This is a genomic window from Neobacillus phoenicis, from assembly GCF_047302305.1.
GTDB lineage: Bacteria > Bacillota > Bacilli > Bacillales > Cytobacillaceae > Neobacillus.
In genome coordinates, this window is sequence record NZ_CP154847.1 from 2,640,743 (window position 1) to 2,655,961 (window position 15,219).

At 38.3% G+C, this 15,219-nt stretch carries 16 protein-coding genes; all 16 read left to right on the top strand.

Features of this window, described 5'->3' with window-relative positions:
* Positions 1-60 precede the first annotated feature (60 nt).
* On the top strand, positions 61-606 hold the full coding sequence (locus AA0X95_RS13695; protein WP_413309705.1) for a helix-turn-helix domain-containing protein: 546 nt from the start codon (positions 61-63) through the stop codon (positions 604-606).
* A gap of 12 nt (positions 607-618) precedes the next feature.
* On the top strand, positions 619-1,596 hold the full coding sequence (locus AA0X95_RS13700) for an alpha/beta hydrolase (RefSeq protein WP_413309707.1): 978 nt from the start codon (positions 619-621) through the stop codon (positions 1,594-1,596).
* Between the two features lie 189 nt (positions 1,597-1,785).
* The gene (locus AA0X95_RS13705; protein WP_308083686.1) at positions 1,786-1,980 is read left to right on the top strand and encodes a hypothetical protein; all 195 of its coding nucleotides are present in this window, start codon (positions 1,786-1,788) and stop codon (positions 1,978-1,980) included.
* 177 nt (positions 1,981-2,157) lie between these two features.
* Positions 2,158-3,366 carry an acyl-CoA dehydrogenase gene (locus AA0X95_RS13710; protein WP_413309709.1) on the top strand — a complete coding sequence of 403 codons (1,209 nt, stop codon included), beginning with the start codon at positions 2,158-2,160 and terminating at the stop codon, positions 3,364-3,366.
* Positions 3,367-3,412: 46 nt separating this feature from the next.
* A complete protein-coding gene (locus AA0X95_RS13715) occupies positions 3,413-4,165 on the top strand; it encodes an SDR family NAD(P)-dependent oxidoreductase (protein ID WP_413309711.1) in 753 nt (250 codons plus the stop codon).
* Positions 4,166-4,390: 225 nt separating this feature from the next.
* Positions 4,391-6,001 (top strand): long-chain-fatty-acid--CoA ligase, encoded by a 1,611-nt coding sequence (locus AA0X95_RS13720; RefSeq protein ID WP_413309713.1) that lies wholly within the window; start codon positions 4,391-4,393, stop codon positions 5,999-6,001.
* 123 nt (positions 6,002-6,124) lie between these two features.
* A complete protein-coding gene (locus AA0X95_RS13725; RefSeq protein WP_413309716.1) occupies positions 6,125-6,691 on the top strand; it encodes a TetR/AcrR family transcriptional regulator in 567 nt (188 codons plus the stop codon).
* Between the two features lie 124 nt (positions 6,692-6,815).
* Positions 6,816-7,217 (top strand): acyl-CoA thioesterase, encoded by a 402-nt coding sequence (locus AA0X95_RS13730; protein ID WP_413309718.1) that lies wholly within the window; start codon positions 6,816-6,818, stop codon positions 7,215-7,217.
* 56 nt (positions 7,218-7,273) lie between these two features.
* Positions 7,274-8,350 (top strand): phosphotransferase family protein, encoded by a 1,077-nt coding sequence (locus AA0X95_RS13735; protein ID WP_413309720.1) that lies wholly within the window; start codon positions 7,274-7,276, stop codon positions 8,348-8,350.
* 17 nt (positions 8,351-8,367) lie between these two features.
* On the top strand, positions 8,368-9,102 hold the full coding sequence (locus AA0X95_RS13740) for a 2-phosphosulfolactate phosphatase (RefSeq protein ID WP_413309722.1): 735 nt from the start codon (positions 8,368-8,370) through the stop codon (positions 9,100-9,102).
* 46 nt (positions 9,103-9,148) lie between these two features.
* Positions 9,149-9,919: an SDR family NAD(P)-dependent oxidoreductase gene (locus AA0X95_RS13745; protein ID WP_413309724.1), complete on the top strand. Its 771-nt coding sequence runs from the start codon at positions 9,149-9,151 to the stop codon at positions 9,917-9,919.
* A gap of 52 nt (positions 9,920-9,971) precedes the next feature.
* Positions 9,972-10,751 carry an enoyl-CoA hydratase/isomerase family protein gene (locus AA0X95_RS13750; RefSeq protein ID WP_413309726.1) on the top strand — a complete coding sequence of 260 codons (780 nt, stop codon included), beginning with the start codon at positions 9,972-9,974 and terminating at the stop codon, positions 10,749-10,751.
* Between the two features lie 12 nt (positions 10,752-10,763).
* Entirely contained in the window at positions 10,764-11,738 is a 975-nt protein-coding gene (locus AA0X95_RS13755) for a quinone oxidoreductase family protein (RefSeq protein ID WP_413309728.1), read from the top strand.
* An 80-nt stretch (positions 11,739-11,818) separates the two neighbouring features.
* Positions 11,819-12,814, top strand: coding sequence for a phosphotriesterase (locus tag AA0X95_RS13760; RefSeq protein WP_413309730.1), 996 nt, complete (start codon positions 11,819-11,821; stop codon positions 12,812-12,814).
* 249 nt (positions 12,815-13,063) lie between these two features.
* Positions 13,064-13,765 carry a response regulator transcription factor gene (locus tag AA0X95_RS13765; protein ID WP_335531660.1) on the top strand — a complete coding sequence of 234 codons (702 nt, stop codon included), beginning with the start codon at positions 13,064-13,066 and terminating at the stop codon, positions 13,763-13,765.
* Entirely contained in the window at positions 13,737-15,167 is a 1,431-nt protein-coding gene (locus AA0X95_RS13770) for an ATP-binding protein (RefSeq protein WP_413309732.1), read from the top strand. Before AA0X95_RS13765 ends, AA0X95_RS13770 begins: the two co-directional genes overlap by 29 nt.
* The last annotated feature ends 52 nt before the right edge of the window (positions 15,168-15,219 follow it).

The following is a 15,219-nucleotide window of genomic DNA, read 5'->3' on the forward strand; positions in this document are numbered from 1 at the left end:
ATAATGGAGTATGCATTATTATCATTATTGATAATGATAATAAAACAGGAGAAAAAACTAATGACAAAAGAATCTACAGTTGATGTGATCCTACATCCAGTACGGATGAGAATAATTCAATCCTTAATAAACCAACAACTAACAGCACAGCAAATAAAGGATTTACTTTCTGATATTCCACAAGCATCCTTGTATCGGCATATAAAGAAGCTTGTTGAAGCAGAACTTATTCACATAATTAATGAAATACCAAACCGAGGTACGGTTGAAAAGGTGTATTCAATCAATGACCCAAACAAGATGACTTTAGGTATAGAGGAATTTAACAAACTTTCGAAGGATGAACATATGGGTCTATTTATTAAATTCATGGCGAATTTAATGGGAGAATATGATAGATATTTAAAACAAGAAAAAATTGATTTAGCTGTTGATGGTGTATCTTTTCGGCAAACCTCAGTTTATTTAACTGATGAGGAGTTTGCTGATTTTATAAAGGAACTTGTTTCAGTCTATTCAAAGGTTTCTCAAAATACGCCAGAAACGGGTAGGCGAAGAAGAACGCTTGCAACAATTATTATTCCAGAACAATCAAATGGACAATAGGGGGATTAAATTATGAAAACTATAGAAAAAGAAATTACCATTCAAAGCAAAGTAGCGCTGAAGGGAACTTTAAGCATGCCAGAAACAAGATCAGATAAAAGTCCTGCGATTCTAATTATAGTGGGTTCAGGCAAATTAGACCGTAATGGAAAAGTAAACAAAAAATTAGATCTAAAGCTCTATCGTCAATTAGCTGAATTTTTAACATCAATTGGATATATTACCCTTAGATATGATAAACGTGGTGTTGCGGAAAGTGAAGGAGACTATTTAATAACAGGATTATGGGATTTAGTGGATGACGCACAGGCCGCTGTTCAGTTTTTGAAAAGTCTCCCTGAAGTAGACTCGAAAAGTGTTATAGTCCTAGGGCATAGCGAAGGCTGTATTATTGGAACTGCTGTTGCAGCTCGGGAAGATCTTGGCGGGTTGATTCTACTTTCAGGTGCTGTTGAAAGAATAAGTGAAGCATTAAAACGGCAGAGGGATCTTGCAGTTGAAGACATCAAAAATGCAAAGGGGCTGAAAGGATTTTTATTACGTCTATTTGGTACACATAATAAAGTGGAACAACAGGCGCAAAAAGCCATTAATAAGCTACTTCAGTCAACTGATGATGTGATGAAAGCTACCTTTGTAAAAACAAATGCGAAATGGTTGCGAGAACATTTTAATTATAATGTTAGAGAGGATTTATCTAAAGTAACGTGTCCAGTTCTTGCCATAACTGGGTCACGCGACGTTCAAGCGAATCCAGCAGCCCTTAACGATCTACCTCTTTACGTTAAAGTTGATGCACAATTTAAGGTGATTGAAAATATGGCACACTCTTGTAAACTTGTCACATATAACTCAACTATTTTTACGATGAAAAAAGACATTGTGGCACAAGGAGACCTTCCAATCCATCCTGAATTAAAGAATCAGCTAGAAACATGGCTTCAGAATCTCTTTGTTAACAAGGATTCAATACATTCAGATATCATATAGTAATAAAAATTAATTAGACATGTCTATTAAAGCATGATCTAGTTTTGAGTAGGAAGTACTGGGTGAACCAGTACTTTTTATATTTTTGTGAAAGTAATGAAAAATTTGTAGAAATATAGTATAGTAGCAGTGTTGTAACATGTAGAAAATTGCTAGCAATGAGATAACAGTTTTATAGGAGATGCTAACATGACTGAAAACGAAAGAATTCAATTAAATGTAAGAATCACCAAAGAAACCTCAGGAAAACTTGATGAAATTGTCGAGTATTATCAACAAGGACTGAAGCTTGGTAGAATTTATAAGGGTGATGTGTTAACAGATATAATCGAAAAATCGTATGAAGTGATGAATAAGCAGAAAAAATCTTTTAAGAGATATTAATGGAAAAAGGTTCGAGAACTTCTCGGCCTTTTTTTTATAACAAGATTATTAAATTGATTGTATACGTATATTAAATTTATTAGAATATTTAGAAAAGAATTTGAATATTTAAGTTTTGAGAGTATAATTAAACTTATAACATACTAACTGGTTAGTATGGAGAAGGGAGTGGAGAGATTGGATTTTTCATATTCTCAAAAGGTTAAAGATTTGCAAGAAAAGTTAACAGCATTCATGGGGGCTTATGTTTACCCAAATGAATCTGTGTACGAACAGCAATTAAATGAACAGGAGAGTCGTTGGAGTGCAGTCCCCCCAATCATGGAGGAACTAAAGGAAAAGGCAAAAGCAGAGGGTTTATGGAATTTGTTTTTACCTGAAAGTGAATTTGGTGCAGGTCTAACCAATTTGGAATATGCTCCTCTTTGCGAAATAATGGGGCGTTCGTTAATTGGACCAGAAGTGTTTAATTGTAGTGCACCTGATACAGGTAATATGGAAGTAATTGTTCGGTATGGTAAGGAACAACATAAGGAGGAATGGTTGAAGCCCCTTCTAGCAGGTGAAATTAGGTCCTGTTTCTCGATGACAGAACCAGCAGTTGCCTCTTCTGATGCGACCAACATTGAAGCACGAATTGAACGCGATGGTGATGAATACGTCATTAATGGACGTAAATGGTGGTCATCAGGTGCTGGTGATCCTCGCTGTAAAATTGCGATTGTAATGGGAAAAACAGATCCGAATGCTAACCGTCATGAACAACAATCTATGATTCTAGTTCCTCTTGATACCCCTGGGGTAAAGATTGAACGGATGCTTCCTGTATTTGGGTACGACCATGCTCCACATGGACATGGTGAGATTACGTATGAAAATGTAAGAGTTCCAGTCGACAATATCCTTTGGGGAGAAGGAAAGGGATTTGCTATTGCTCAAGGTAGATTGGGACCTGGAAGAATCCATCACTGCATGAGATTAATCGGTGCAGCTGAGCGAGCACTTGAGGAATTGTGTAAGCGTGTTCAAAGTCGAACCGCTTTTGGAAAGCCACTTTCTCGTCAAGGTGTAATTGGAGAGTGGATTGCTGATTCAAGGATTGAAATTGAACAAGCTAGGTTGCTAACTTTAAAAGCTGCTTACATGATGGATACTGTAGGTAATAAAGAAGCAAAAACAGAAATTGCCATGATTAAGGTGGTTGCACCATCGATGGCATTGCGTGTGATTGACCGTGCAATTCAAGCATTAGGTGCGGCGGGGGTATCTAATGATTTTACATTGGCAGCTCAATGGGGAAATGCAAGGACTTTGAGGTTGGCTGACGGTCCTGATGAAGTCCATCGTGCTCAGCTGGCAAAGCTCGAACTACGAAAATATCAATAAACAATTATTGCTTATTTGTGAACTAGATAGAGAAGGGCTGGTACCTATGAGATTAAATAAAAAGATTGCAATTGTAACTGGCGGTGGTAGTGGCATCGGACGTGCAGCGGCCGTCCTTTTGGCCAAAGAAGGAGCAAAGGTTGCGGTAGCAGACATTGATCCTATACTTGGTGAAGAGACAGTCAGCCTCTTAAAAGAGGACGGGGTAGAGGCTATTTTTGTTAAAACGGACGTGGCCGATTCAGAACAAATCAAGCAGTTAATTCAGATTACATCCAATACATTTGGCGGCTTACATATTATGTTCAACAATGCGGGTATTGGAAATTCAGAAGTACGGAGTGTGGATTTGGCGGAAGAGGAATGGGACCGTGTAGTTGATATTAACTTGAAAGGGGTATTTCTTGGAATTAAATATGCTGTCCCAGAGATATCAAAATCAGGCGGCGGTTCAATTATTAATACCTCTAGCTTACTTGGACTTAAGGGTCAAAAGTATATGTCTGCCTACAATGCCTCTAAAGCAGGAGTAGTTGTACTGACAAAGAACGCTGCACTAGAGTATGGAAAATACAATATTAGGGTGAATGCAATTGCTCCAGGAGTAATTGATACTAAAATAATTGAAAACTGGAGACAAAATGAGCGTAAGTGGCCAATCATTTCTCGTGCCAATGCACTCGGAAGAATTGGAACACCAGATGAGGTAGCAAATGCTGTTTTATTCTTAGCATCAGATGAGGCTTCATTTATAACAGGAACCACTCTTTCAGTTGACGGCGGAGGACTTACATTTTAATAATAGGGCTGTGTAAAAGGTCACTTTTGTTTTTCTAAACAATGTTGATTGGAGCGGAAGGCGCGAAGACTCCTGCGGGAGTACGGGGCTGGGGAGTCCCCGCAGGAGCGCAAGCGACGAGGAGGCTCCCCGGCACGCCCGCGGAAAGCGAAGTGCCTGGAGCGGAAATCAACATTCAAGTTTAACATAGCCAATAATTTATGATTACCACATGGAGGGGAACGGATGATCAAGAACAAAGCCTGGTTGGCACATTATCCTGAAACAATAGAAAAAAATGTTACCATTCCGAATAAACCAATGGGACAAATTCTTCATGACACAGCCTCAAAATTCCCTAACAATTTTGCCCTATCTTTTTATGGGAAAAAGTTCACCTACGGTCAACTGCAAGACTTAGCAAATGCGTTCACCTCAGCCCTCCAACAAAATGAGGTTCAAAAAGGGGACCGAGTGGCGATCATGCTTCCGAATTGCCCGCAATATGTCATTTCCTATTATGGAATTCTTAATGCTGGGGGAATTGTTACCCAGGTGAACCCTATGTCAGTTGAAAGAGAACTTGAGTATATCCTAAATGATTCAGGTACTGAAACTATTGTGGTTCTTGATGCATTGTATCCAAGGGTGAAAAGTGTTCAATCTCAAACAAATTTGAAGAATATTATTGTTGTTAGCTTACAGTCCTCAGGACAAAACTTTGCGCCGGATAGGAGCTTTGAAGACTTCCTAACAGAAGGTAACGGGAATGTGGTCCCAATTGAATTTGAACCGGAACATGATGTAGCTGTGCTTCAATATACTGGAGGCACTACAGGTCGGTCTAAGGGTGCTATGCTGACCCACCGAAATGTGCTAGCAAATGTGATCCAGTGTTCTGAATTTTTTAAACATGAATTAAATGTTGGAAAAGAAAAATGTTTAACCGTAATTCCACTCTTCCATGTATTTGGAATGAGTTCTTGCATGAATCTTTCTATATACACGGCAGGGGAATCAATCATGCTTCCTCGTTTTGATTTAGAAGAAGTCCTTAATACGATAAAAAATGAACAGCCTACTATGTTCCCAGGAGTTCCAACCATGTATGTGGCGATTACAAGTCACCCTAAGGCAGAGGATTATGGAATAAATTGTATTCGAACCTGTAACAGTGGTAGTGCACCAATGCCAGTGGAGCTACTCCGTAGTTTTGAAAGAAAAACAGGTTCAAAGATTTTAGAAGGCTATGGTCTGTCTGAAGCTTCACCAACCACACATTGTAATCCTCCATTTGCAGAGAGGAAACCTGGTAGTGTAGGTATTGGAATGCCTTCTACAGAGTATAAAATTGTCGATTTAGCAACTGGTAAGGAAGAGGTAGCTATAGGTGAACTTGGGGAAGTCATCATTAAAGGTCCGCAAATTATGAAAGGCTATTGGAATATGCCTGAAGAAACTGCTAATACATTACGGGATGGTTGGCTTTATACTGGGGATATTGCTAAGGTGGATGAAGATGGATATTTATACATCGTCGATCGAAAAAAGGATATGATTATTGCCAGTGGCTTCAATATTTATCCTCGCGACATCGAAGAGGTGTTATATGAACATCCTGCTGTTCAAGAAGCTGTTTGCATTGGTGTTCCTGACCCATACAGGGGAGAAGATGTGAAGGCGGTTATTGTCTTGAAGGCTGGAAAAACCGCAACTGATGAGGACATAATTCAATACTGTAGGCAGAATCTTGCAGCATACAAGGTGCCACGTTTGGTTGAATTTCGTGATCAATTACCTAAAACCGGGGTGGGGAAAATCCTTCGCCGTGCCTTGAGAGACGAAGTCAAACGATAGATGACGCTATATTGAGAGAGTGAAAAGCAAAATGGACAAATATTTATTCATTCATTAAAGGAGCGTTCGATAGTATGGTATAATTTCAATTAGACATTTTTTACAGATTGCGGGGACAGAACGGTGAAGGAAAAAATCACAGGACAAAGCATCCAGTTATTTGAAAAGAAGGGTTTTAGTGAAACCTCGATTCAGGATATCGTGGATTCTCTAGGTGTAACTAAGGGGACTTTTTATTATTACTTTTCAAGTAAAGAGGAATTGCTCATGGACATCCATCTAGGGTATATCAACGAGCTGCTTGTCCACCAGGAACAAATATTATATGATACATCAAAAAACTGTAAACAAAAATTATTTGAGATTGTGAATATGCTTATAACGAATATTCAACGGCAAGGCGCTGCAGCAAAGATTTTCTTTAGAGAAATGAAAAATCTAAGCTCAGAGCGTCTGGCGTTGATTGTTCCTAAACGGGATCAATTTCGTTTAAATATTGAAGCACTTATTAATGAAGGCATTACCAAAAAGGAGTTTCGACAGGGTCTAAATGCACGCATTGTTACTATGGGGATTCTAGGTATTACCAATTGGAGCTATCAATGGTTTAATCCAAATGGCATGGTTTCTGATCGTGAAGTCGCAGAGATTTTTGTCGAAATGATTTTAAAGGGAATTCAAGAAAATTGAAGAAAAAATGAGAGAGGGTATATTCAAAATACACACCCCCTCTTTTTTTAAAACATAAATACCAACCGGTTAGTATTAAAAACATATAAAATCTACATTGTTGAGTGAGGTGGATATCATCAAGATGCATGAAATACGTGTAATTGTAAGATTCGGGGAAACTGATGCGTTGGGCCATATTAATAACACAAGTTACTTCATTTATTTAGAGGAAGCACGGATTCGCTTTATTGAAGCCTTAGGTTATAAGATGGATATTGGGAAATGGAATTTTATTCTTGCCTCAACTAAATGCGATTTTATCAGTCAAGGCTATTTTGATCAAAGGCTCTTGATTAAAACATATGTGTCTAAAATAGGGAACAAGAGTTTTCAATTAGAACATGATATTATCTGTTCTAAAACAAACCAACTTATAGCTAAGGGAAATGCAATCATGGTTTACTTTGACTTTGAAAAACAAAAAAGTGAACTGCTGCCTAACTTGTTAAAAGAAGAACTTCAAAGCTTTCTTGTTCATTCTTAGACATGACAGTTATATTTTAAATAAACTGAATTTTTTGAATCGAAAGGAGGATTCATATGCCGCGCCAAATGAATAAGGATACAATTCCTGTACGAACCGGAGAAGAATTGAATTTAAATGTATTGGAAAAGTTCTTACGTGAAACGATTGATACGTTGCCAGCGGGTCCACTTGAAATTTTACAATTCTCCGCTGGTCATTCGAATTTAACCTATCAATTAAAAATGGGTGAGTGGGAAGCGGTATTAAGACGTCCTCCGCTTGGACCAGTTGCTCCAAAGGCTCATGATATGGAAAGGGAATATAAAATACTTTCCGAATTAAATCCAATTTTTCCTGTGGCGCCAAAGCCAATCCTTTTTTCAGATAACCTTGAAATTGTAGGAAGCCCATTTTTCCTCATGGAAAGAAAAAATGGTACCGTGGTAGATACATCATTCCCAGAGGGTACTAAAGTAACTAAAGAACTTTGTCGCCACCTTTCTGAACTTATGGTCGAAAAATTGGTAGAACTACATGCCATTGACTACAAACAAACAGGTCTATCATTAATTAGCAAGCCTCAGGGCTTTATGGAAAGACAGGTGCATGGGTGGATCAACAGGTATGAAAGGGCAAAAACAGATGAAATCACTTCTGTGGAAACCTTGAAAAAATGGCTTATAGACCATATTCCAAAAGAGCACGAATCCACGATCATTCATTATGATTATAAATTTAACAATGCCATGTTTAATGAACAATTTACAGACATGGTTGGATTATTTGATTGGGAGATGACTACAGTTGGTGACCCGTTGGCAGACCTTGGCGTTGCTATGGGTTATTGGAACCAAAGCGATGATTCCAATCTCATAATTAAAGGATTAGGAAGGGAACCTGTTACGGCAGTATATGATGGATTTTTAACCAGAAACCAATTTATTGAACTTTACGCCAAAAAAAGCGGACGCGATATCTCCAACTTTAATTTCTATTTGACCTTTGCTTACTTTAAGCTGGCTGTGATAGGACAACAAATCTATTATCGCTTTAAAAAGGGTCAAACGAATGATATGCGTTTTGCTAACTTTAACCATTTTGTAAAAAATCTCATCCTCCACGCATCGCATGTGGCTGAAGAAAAGCTTTAAAGAGGAGATGAAAGAGCATGACAAAAGTTCACCTTCTCATGAAGAAAGAAGATATTAAAGAAGAGAAATTAGCAGAAGGAAATAAAATTGCAGTTGTTTTAGATGTACTTTTGGCTACATCAACAATCGTTTCCGCATTAAAAGATGGTGCGAAGGAAGTTATTCCCGTTTTAAACAGCAATGAAGCCTTAGAATTAGCAAGAAGGTATAGAAAAGATGAATATGTTCTAGCGGGTGAGCTAGACGCAAAGCCCATTAAAGGGTTTGTTTATCCAAGTCCAACGTTAATTGGTGAAACCATCAATGGAAAGGCATTAATATTATCTACTACAAATGGAACTGTGGCACTAAGGAAATCACTATTGGCGGATAAAATATATATCGCCTCAATACTAAATAATCCTGCTGTCGCCAGCGCCGTTCAAAAATGTAACGAGGAGCAAACTATTCTTGTTATTTGTTCAGGGAATTCAGGAGAAATCAGCATGGAGGATTTTTATGGTGCGGGACATTTTATTGATTGCTTATTGAAAAATGGTAGTTATGACTTAACAGATGCAGCCAAGACGGCTTTGTATTTCTATAGGGGCCAGGGAGATTCCTATGAAATATTGTTAGATTCTTATGTTGGTAAACTCCTAGAAAAGTATAATCAACAGGCTGACTTGATGTTAGCGGCATCAAAAGGAATCACTTCAATTGTTCCCGTATTAAAGGATGGAAAAGTGGTAATCGAATCCATTTTAGTATGAAGATAACTTCATGACTGAAGGAAATATTTTTATGGGGGCGTGGAAGATGAGGTTTTTGCAAACAATTGCTGTAGTAACTGGTGCTGGCAGTGGAATTGGAAGAGCAGCTGCCATTCGCCTTGCAAATGAAGGAGCCAAGGTAATCTTAGTTGGACGAACAAGGAAAAAACTAGAGGAAACAGCAGAAGAAATCAATCGAATGAATAAGATTCCAATGGCAGAAATTTTCACAGCTGACTGTACAGATGTAGAAGATATAGCTGAATTAGCAGAGTATGTTAAACAGCATTATGGTGACCTTCATGTGCTCGTAAACAATGCCGGAGGTTCAAGACATTCTAAAATTTTGGAGATTACTGAACAAGAATGGGACTATGTGCAGGAAGTGAATTTGAAAAGTGTATTTTTAGTTTCAAAGGCGCTAGGAAAAATCATGATAGAAGGGGCACAGCGTGAAGAACGTAGCCGTGCAATTGTCAACGTTGCCTCGTTATCAGGGCATCAGGCGGGTGCAGAAATTCCTCATTATAGTGCTGCTAAAGCGGGGGTCATTAATTTCACACGGTCACTTGCTTTAGAATTAGCACCTTATGGCATTCGAGTCAATTCAGTCTCGCCCGGATTTGTTGAAACTCCTCTAACCGAACAGGGCTTGAAAAATGATCGATTCGTAAGAGCAATACAAAGGAACACGGCATTACAGCGTGTGGGTAATCCTGAAGAAATTGCCAGTGTCATCGCTTTTGCGGCATCACCTGAAGCATCATATATGACTGGAGCGGATCTTTTAGTTGACGGTGGTTGGCTCATTAAATAAACGTGATAAGAAACCATTTAACTATATTATTTGAAATGAAAGGAAGATGTATATGAATCAAGAACATTTAATTGTTGAAAAATTAGGACCTGTACTTTCTTTAACCTTAAATCGACCAGAAAGCCTAAACGCCTTTAGTCCGGAAATGATAGGGGGATTAAAGGATGCGCTTTATAATGCCCAACAGGATGAAGACGTGCAGGTCATTGTTTTATCAGGAGCTGGCCGTGCTTTTAGTGCGGGTGGCGATGTTAAAACCATGGGGCAGGCAAAGGGAGTTCAAGTATACGACCACATCGGCAAGCTAAATGAACTTATCTTACTAATGAAAGAGACGGAAAAACCAATTATTGCGGCTGTACATGGGTTTGCGGCTGGGGCTGGTGTAAACTTAGCCCTCGCTTGTGATTTAATTGTGGCGGCGGAAGAAAGTAAATTTGCTTTAAGCTTTTCACAGGTGGGGCTGATTTCTGATGGGGGCGGTTCTTATTTACTACCAAGGTTGATTGGGCCACATTTGGCAAAGCAATTCTTTTTTACAGCAGAACCAATTCCAGCAGAACGATTATATCAGCTGGGGGTCATAAATTACCTTGTTCCTGTAGAAAAGCTTCAAGAGGAAACAACGAAATTTGCTCTTAAATTAGCACATGGTCCTGGAAAAGCATATGGAAAGCAAAAGAAGTTAATTGATCAAGCATTCACCTCCTCACTAGAGGACATTCTTGAACAGGAGCGTCTGATACAAACACTGATGGTGCAGACAGAGGACCACCAAGAAGGCATTGCAGCATTTAAAGAAAAGAGAAAACCAGCATTTAAAGGGAAGTAGGAGATGAATGTTATGAAAGCAGTACAATTAAATGAATATGGCGGACCAGAAGTATTAAATCTAGTGGATATTGAAAAACCTGTTCCAAAAGGTCACGAAGTACTTATAGAAATCAAGGCAATTGGGGTGAACTATGCAGATACAGCACGAAGAGAAGGACAATATGTGGTAAAAACACCTCTTCCTTTTATTCCCGGTGCTGAGATTGCGGGTATAGTCGCTGAAGTAGGAGAAAAAGTAACAAAAGTAAAGCCGGGGACAAGAATTGTGACGTTAATTGAATCGGGAGGATATGCTGAATTCGCCCTTGCGGATGAACGTGCTTTAATCTCCATCCCTGAACAATTAGATTTTCAAACCGCAGTTGCACTGCCGCTCCAAGGTTTAAGTGCGTATCATATTTTAAAAACAATGGGCCGACTAGAAAAGGGTGAGAGTGTCCTCGTTCATGCGGCTGCGGGCGGCGTAGGTACCATTGCTGTACAGCTTGCGAAATTGTTCGGTGCTGGAAAAGTAATTGCTACTGCAAGTTCTGATGAAAAATTAGCGCTAGCTCGTGAAATGGGAGCAGATGTGCTGATCAATTATACTGAGCCTGACTGGGAACAACAGGTTCTCGAAGCAACAGATGGTAGAGGAGTAAACGTTGCCCTTGAAATGGTCGGGGGAGAAGTCTTCAATAAAACCGTCAGATGTCTTGCCACATTTGGTCGCCTTGTTATTTTTGGGGCAGCAAGTGGGGAACAAAGTCGTTTCTACCCATCCTCACTAATGGCAAGGAATCAATCCGTAATAGGATTCTTCCTGCCACAAATTATGAGAAAACAAGAATTATTGCAACCTAGTTTAGTAGAGCTCCTTACCTATTTAGGTGAAGGGAAACTAAAACTTACAATAGGCGGGGTTTTCCCATTAGAGGAGGCAGCACAAGTCCATACACTTTTACAATCTCGGAAAACACAAGGAAAACTTATTTTAGAACCGTAAACAGTTAGCACCTAGTCTACCCATACGAATCTAGCCATTTTTCTTATTTGTAGTAGAAAATCGAAAGGGTGAACCAATTTATGAAAAATGTTGAAACAGTTACAGGTCCAATTCCCGTTGATAAGCTTGGAAAGACACTTATTCATGAACACTTTATTTTTGGATACCCAGGATTCCAAGGAGATGTAACACTAGGTCCTTTTAAGGAAGAAGAGTTCTTAGAAGCAGCTATTGCTGTAGCAAGACAAATGCAGAGTTTTGGTGTACAAACGGTTGTTGACCCGACTCCAAATGAATGTGGTAGAGATCCATTATTCTTAAAAAAAGTTTCAGAAGCAACTGGATTACAAATTATTTGTGCGACCGGATACTATTATGAAGGGGAGGGGGCTCCTCCATACTTCAAGTTCAGACAGGCATTAGGTACTGCTGAAGAAGAAATTTATGAAATGTTTAAAAAAGAGATTTCAGAAGGAATTGCCGGAACAGGAATTAAACCAGGCATTATTAAGTTAGCATCCAGCAAAGACCAGATTACTGAATATGAAAAAATGTTCTTCCGTGCTGCTGCAAGAGTACAAAAAGAAACGGGCATCGTGATCTTAACTCATACGCAGGAAGGAACAATGGGGCCTGATCAGGCAAGAATGTTAATTGAACTTGGTGCTGACCCAAGTAAGATTATTATTGGTCATATGTGCGGCAATACTAACCCTGAATATCATAAGGATGTCATGGACCAGGGAGTCAGAATTGGATTTGACCGTTTCGGAATCCAAGGAATGGTTGGTGCCCCTTTCGATCAAGAAAGAGTGGCAACTTTAATGGATTTATTGGATGCAGGTTACGAAGATCAAATTTTACTAGCTCACGATTCCGTAAATATATGGCTAGGACGACCTCCAATTATGAACGAGCAAGTGATGCAAATAATGGAGAATTGGCACCCTGGCCATATCTTTGAAAACATCCTACCAACGCTTAGAGCGAATGGCGTAACAGAGACACAAATCGATAAAATGTTAGGCAGGAACGCTGAGGCATTGTTTACTGGAGCACCATTAAAAGTTTTATAATACTTTCCAAAAAGAGGACTTGAATATCCATTCAAGTCTCTTTTTTATGCTTTTAAATGAAAATATTAAAAAACTATGAACAAAGTATTAATTAGTAGGGAAGAATGCTCTTAATTGTTGATATGCTCAAAATTTGAGATAAACTAAAAAGTAAGTATCAATTATGTATATTAAATGGATTGCAACTCGAGAAATGGTGAAGATTCCTAAACAAGGTACTTCCACATTTCTACTTAGGAGATGAGCATTTTGAGAATATTAGTGATTGAAGATAGTAAAAGTGTTTGTTCGATGATTGAAATGTTTTTTGCCAAAGAAGGAATCGAGGGTGAGTTTGTAAATGATGGTCTAGAAGGTTATAACCGCTTTAAAAGTGGTACTTGGGATGCGTTAATTGTTGATTGGATGCTACCAAGTATGGATGGAGTAACTATTTGCAGAAAGATTCGTGAAGAGAAGTTTACTGTTCCGATTATTATGTTAACTGCAAAGGATAGTGAATCTGATCAAGTGTTAGGTTTAGAAATGGGTGCAGATGATTATGTGACAAAGCCTTTTAGTCCGCTTACACTTATGGCAAGAATTAAGGCGGTAACGCGAAGATTCCAAACGCAGATTCCAATGGAGCAGAAAAATATGGTTCAAACAGAGTACTTTAAGGTTAATAAAGATACTAGAGAAGTGATTGTTGATGGTACACCAATAACTAACTTAACACCAAAAGAATTTGATCTTTTGTACTTTATGGTGGAACATCCGCGGCAAGTTTTTTCTAGAGAGCAGCTGCTTGAAAGTGTATGGGGATATCAGTTTTACGGCGATGAAAGAACTGTTGATGTTCATATTAAAAGGCTTCGGAAGAAGGTTGAGACCACTTCACAGCCATTTTTTCATACTGTTTGGGGAGTAGGGTATAAATTTGATGAGTCCATCAAAACCGATCAAGTTTAGATATTTCTATCAGCAGTTTTTTAGTCATATTAGTATTATTATTGTTGCCTTTTTAATTCTAAGTCTCTTGTTTGCTCATTACGTGGAAAATTTAGTTTATCAGAATAAGGCAGATGAACTTATTTCGTATGGTAAAGCTATTTTAACAGATATGAAAGAAACTCCTTTCGCGACTAAAGAAATTATGAATCAATATAGTACGGTATTATCATCACGAAAAATGAGTTTTAGTATGTTTGACGAGGATGGAAATCTGTATTTAGTTGGGAAGCGCGGACCAGCTATTAAAGGGTTATCTGATAAGGAATGGAAGAAAATTACCGAAGGACAAACACTCATAGTACAAAGTGACTTTAAAAGGTTTGGTCAAGAGGGGGTAACATTTGTTGTTCTGCCCTATCATGATAATGGGAGATTTGTTGGTGGAATTTTGTTAACTTCCCCTATCAGTGGTTCTAGTGATATGATTCGTCAAATTAATAAATTTTTACTCTATACGATATTAATTGCCTCCGCTGTTTCGTTTTTATTAAGTTGGTTTTTATCAAGAATACATGTAAATCGCATTAAACGTCTTCGTGAAGCGACATCACTTGTATCAGCAGGAAATTATCATGTTAATGTTAAATCTTCCAATTTTGATGAGATTGGTGAATTAGCAAATGATTTTAACCACATGGTGGATAAAATTAATACCTCAATGGAGGAAATCGAAAGCCTGGAAAACAGAAGAAGACAATTCATGGCCGATGTTTCACATGAGATGAGGACGCCTTTAACGACCATCAGTGGCGTGATTGAGGGATTAAGAAATAACATGATTCCTGAGAAGGACAAAGAAAAGGGTATCAATCTTGTAAGTCATGAAGCTAAACGATTGATTCGGCTTGTTAATGAAAATCTTGATTTTGAGAAAATTCGTTCCAATCAAATCCAATTATTTAGAGAAGATATTCAGCTCTTAGAAGTATTGGAAATCATTCAAGAACAATTAATGCTACAGGCAGAAGAGAAAAGTAATATGCTCATTGTCGATGTTGAACCGGACATCATGGTGAATGCTGACTATGACCGCCTTGTTCAAATCTTGATCAACATTACCAAAAATAGCATTCAATTTACTACCCATGGGACCATTTGGTTAAGAGGAAAAGAGGACGTGAATTGGGTTATTATTGAAGTGGAGGATACGGGGATTGGAATAGATCCAAATGAACTAGAAAATATCTGGCGTCGCTTTTACAAAGCAGATATCTCAAGAACAAGCAATCCTTATGGAGAATTTGGTTTAGGTCTTTCGATTGTAAAGCAATTGGTATTGTTGCATAATGGAGAAATTGAAGTGTTTAGTGAAAAAGGAAAAGGGACCAAATTTGTAATTCGGTTTCAAAAAATACACTGATGAGAGTTGCAGATCATGTCTGCAGCTCTTTTTAATGAAATTCATTTTTCTT

Bases quoted from the DNA above. Each gene is read 5' to 3' on its own strand.
- AA0X95_RS13755 (WP_413309728.1), top strand. From the start codon at position 10,764: ATGAAAGCAGTACAATTAAATGAATATGGCGGACCAGAAGTATTAAAT.
- AA0X95_RS13730 (WP_413309718.1), top strand. From the start codon at position 6,816: ATGCATGAAATACGTGTAATTGTAAGATTCGGGGAAACTGATGCGTTG.
- AA0X95_RS13700 (WP_413309707.1), top strand. From the start codon at position 619: ATGAAAACTATAGAAAAAGAAATTACCATTCAAAGCAAAGTAGCGCTG.
- AA0X95_RS13740 (WP_413309722.1), top strand. From the start codon at position 8,368: ATGACAAAAGTTCACCTTCTCATGAAGAAAGAAGATATTAAAGAAGAG.
- AA0X95_RS13705 (WP_308083686.1), top strand. From the start codon at position 1,786: ATGACTGAAAACGAAAGAATTCAATTAAATGTAAGAATCACCAAAGAA.
- AA0X95_RS13760 (WP_413309730.1), top strand. From the start codon at position 11,819: ATGAAAAATGTTGAAACAGTTACAGGTCCAATTCCCGTTGATAAGCTT.
- AA0X95_RS13720 (WP_413309713.1), top strand. From the start codon at position 4,391: ATGATCAAGAACAAAGCCTGGTTGGCACATTATCCTGAAACAATAGAA.
- AA0X95_RS13735 (WP_413309720.1), top strand. From the start codon at position 7,274: ATGCCGCGCCAAATGAATAAGGATACAATTCCTGTACGAACCGGAGAA.
- AA0X95_RS13715 (WP_413309711.1), top strand. From the start codon at position 3,413: ATGAGATTAAATAAAAAGATTGCAATTGTAACTGGCGGTGGTAGTGGC.
- AA0X95_RS13695 (WP_413309705.1), top strand. From the start codon at position 61: ATGACAAAAGAATCTACAGTTGATGTGATCCTACATCCAGTACGGATG.
- AA0X95_RS13750 (WP_413309726.1), top strand. From the start codon at position 9,972: ATGAATCAAGAACATTTAATTGTTGAAAAATTAGGACCTGTACTTTCT.
- AA0X95_RS13745 (WP_413309724.1), top strand. From the start codon at position 9,149: ATGAGGTTTTTGCAAACAATTGCTGTAGTAACTGGTGCTGGCAGTGGA.
- AA0X95_RS13770 (WP_413309732.1), top strand. From the start codon at position 13,737: ATGAGTCCATCAAAACCGATCAAGTTTAGATATTTCTATCAGCAGTTT.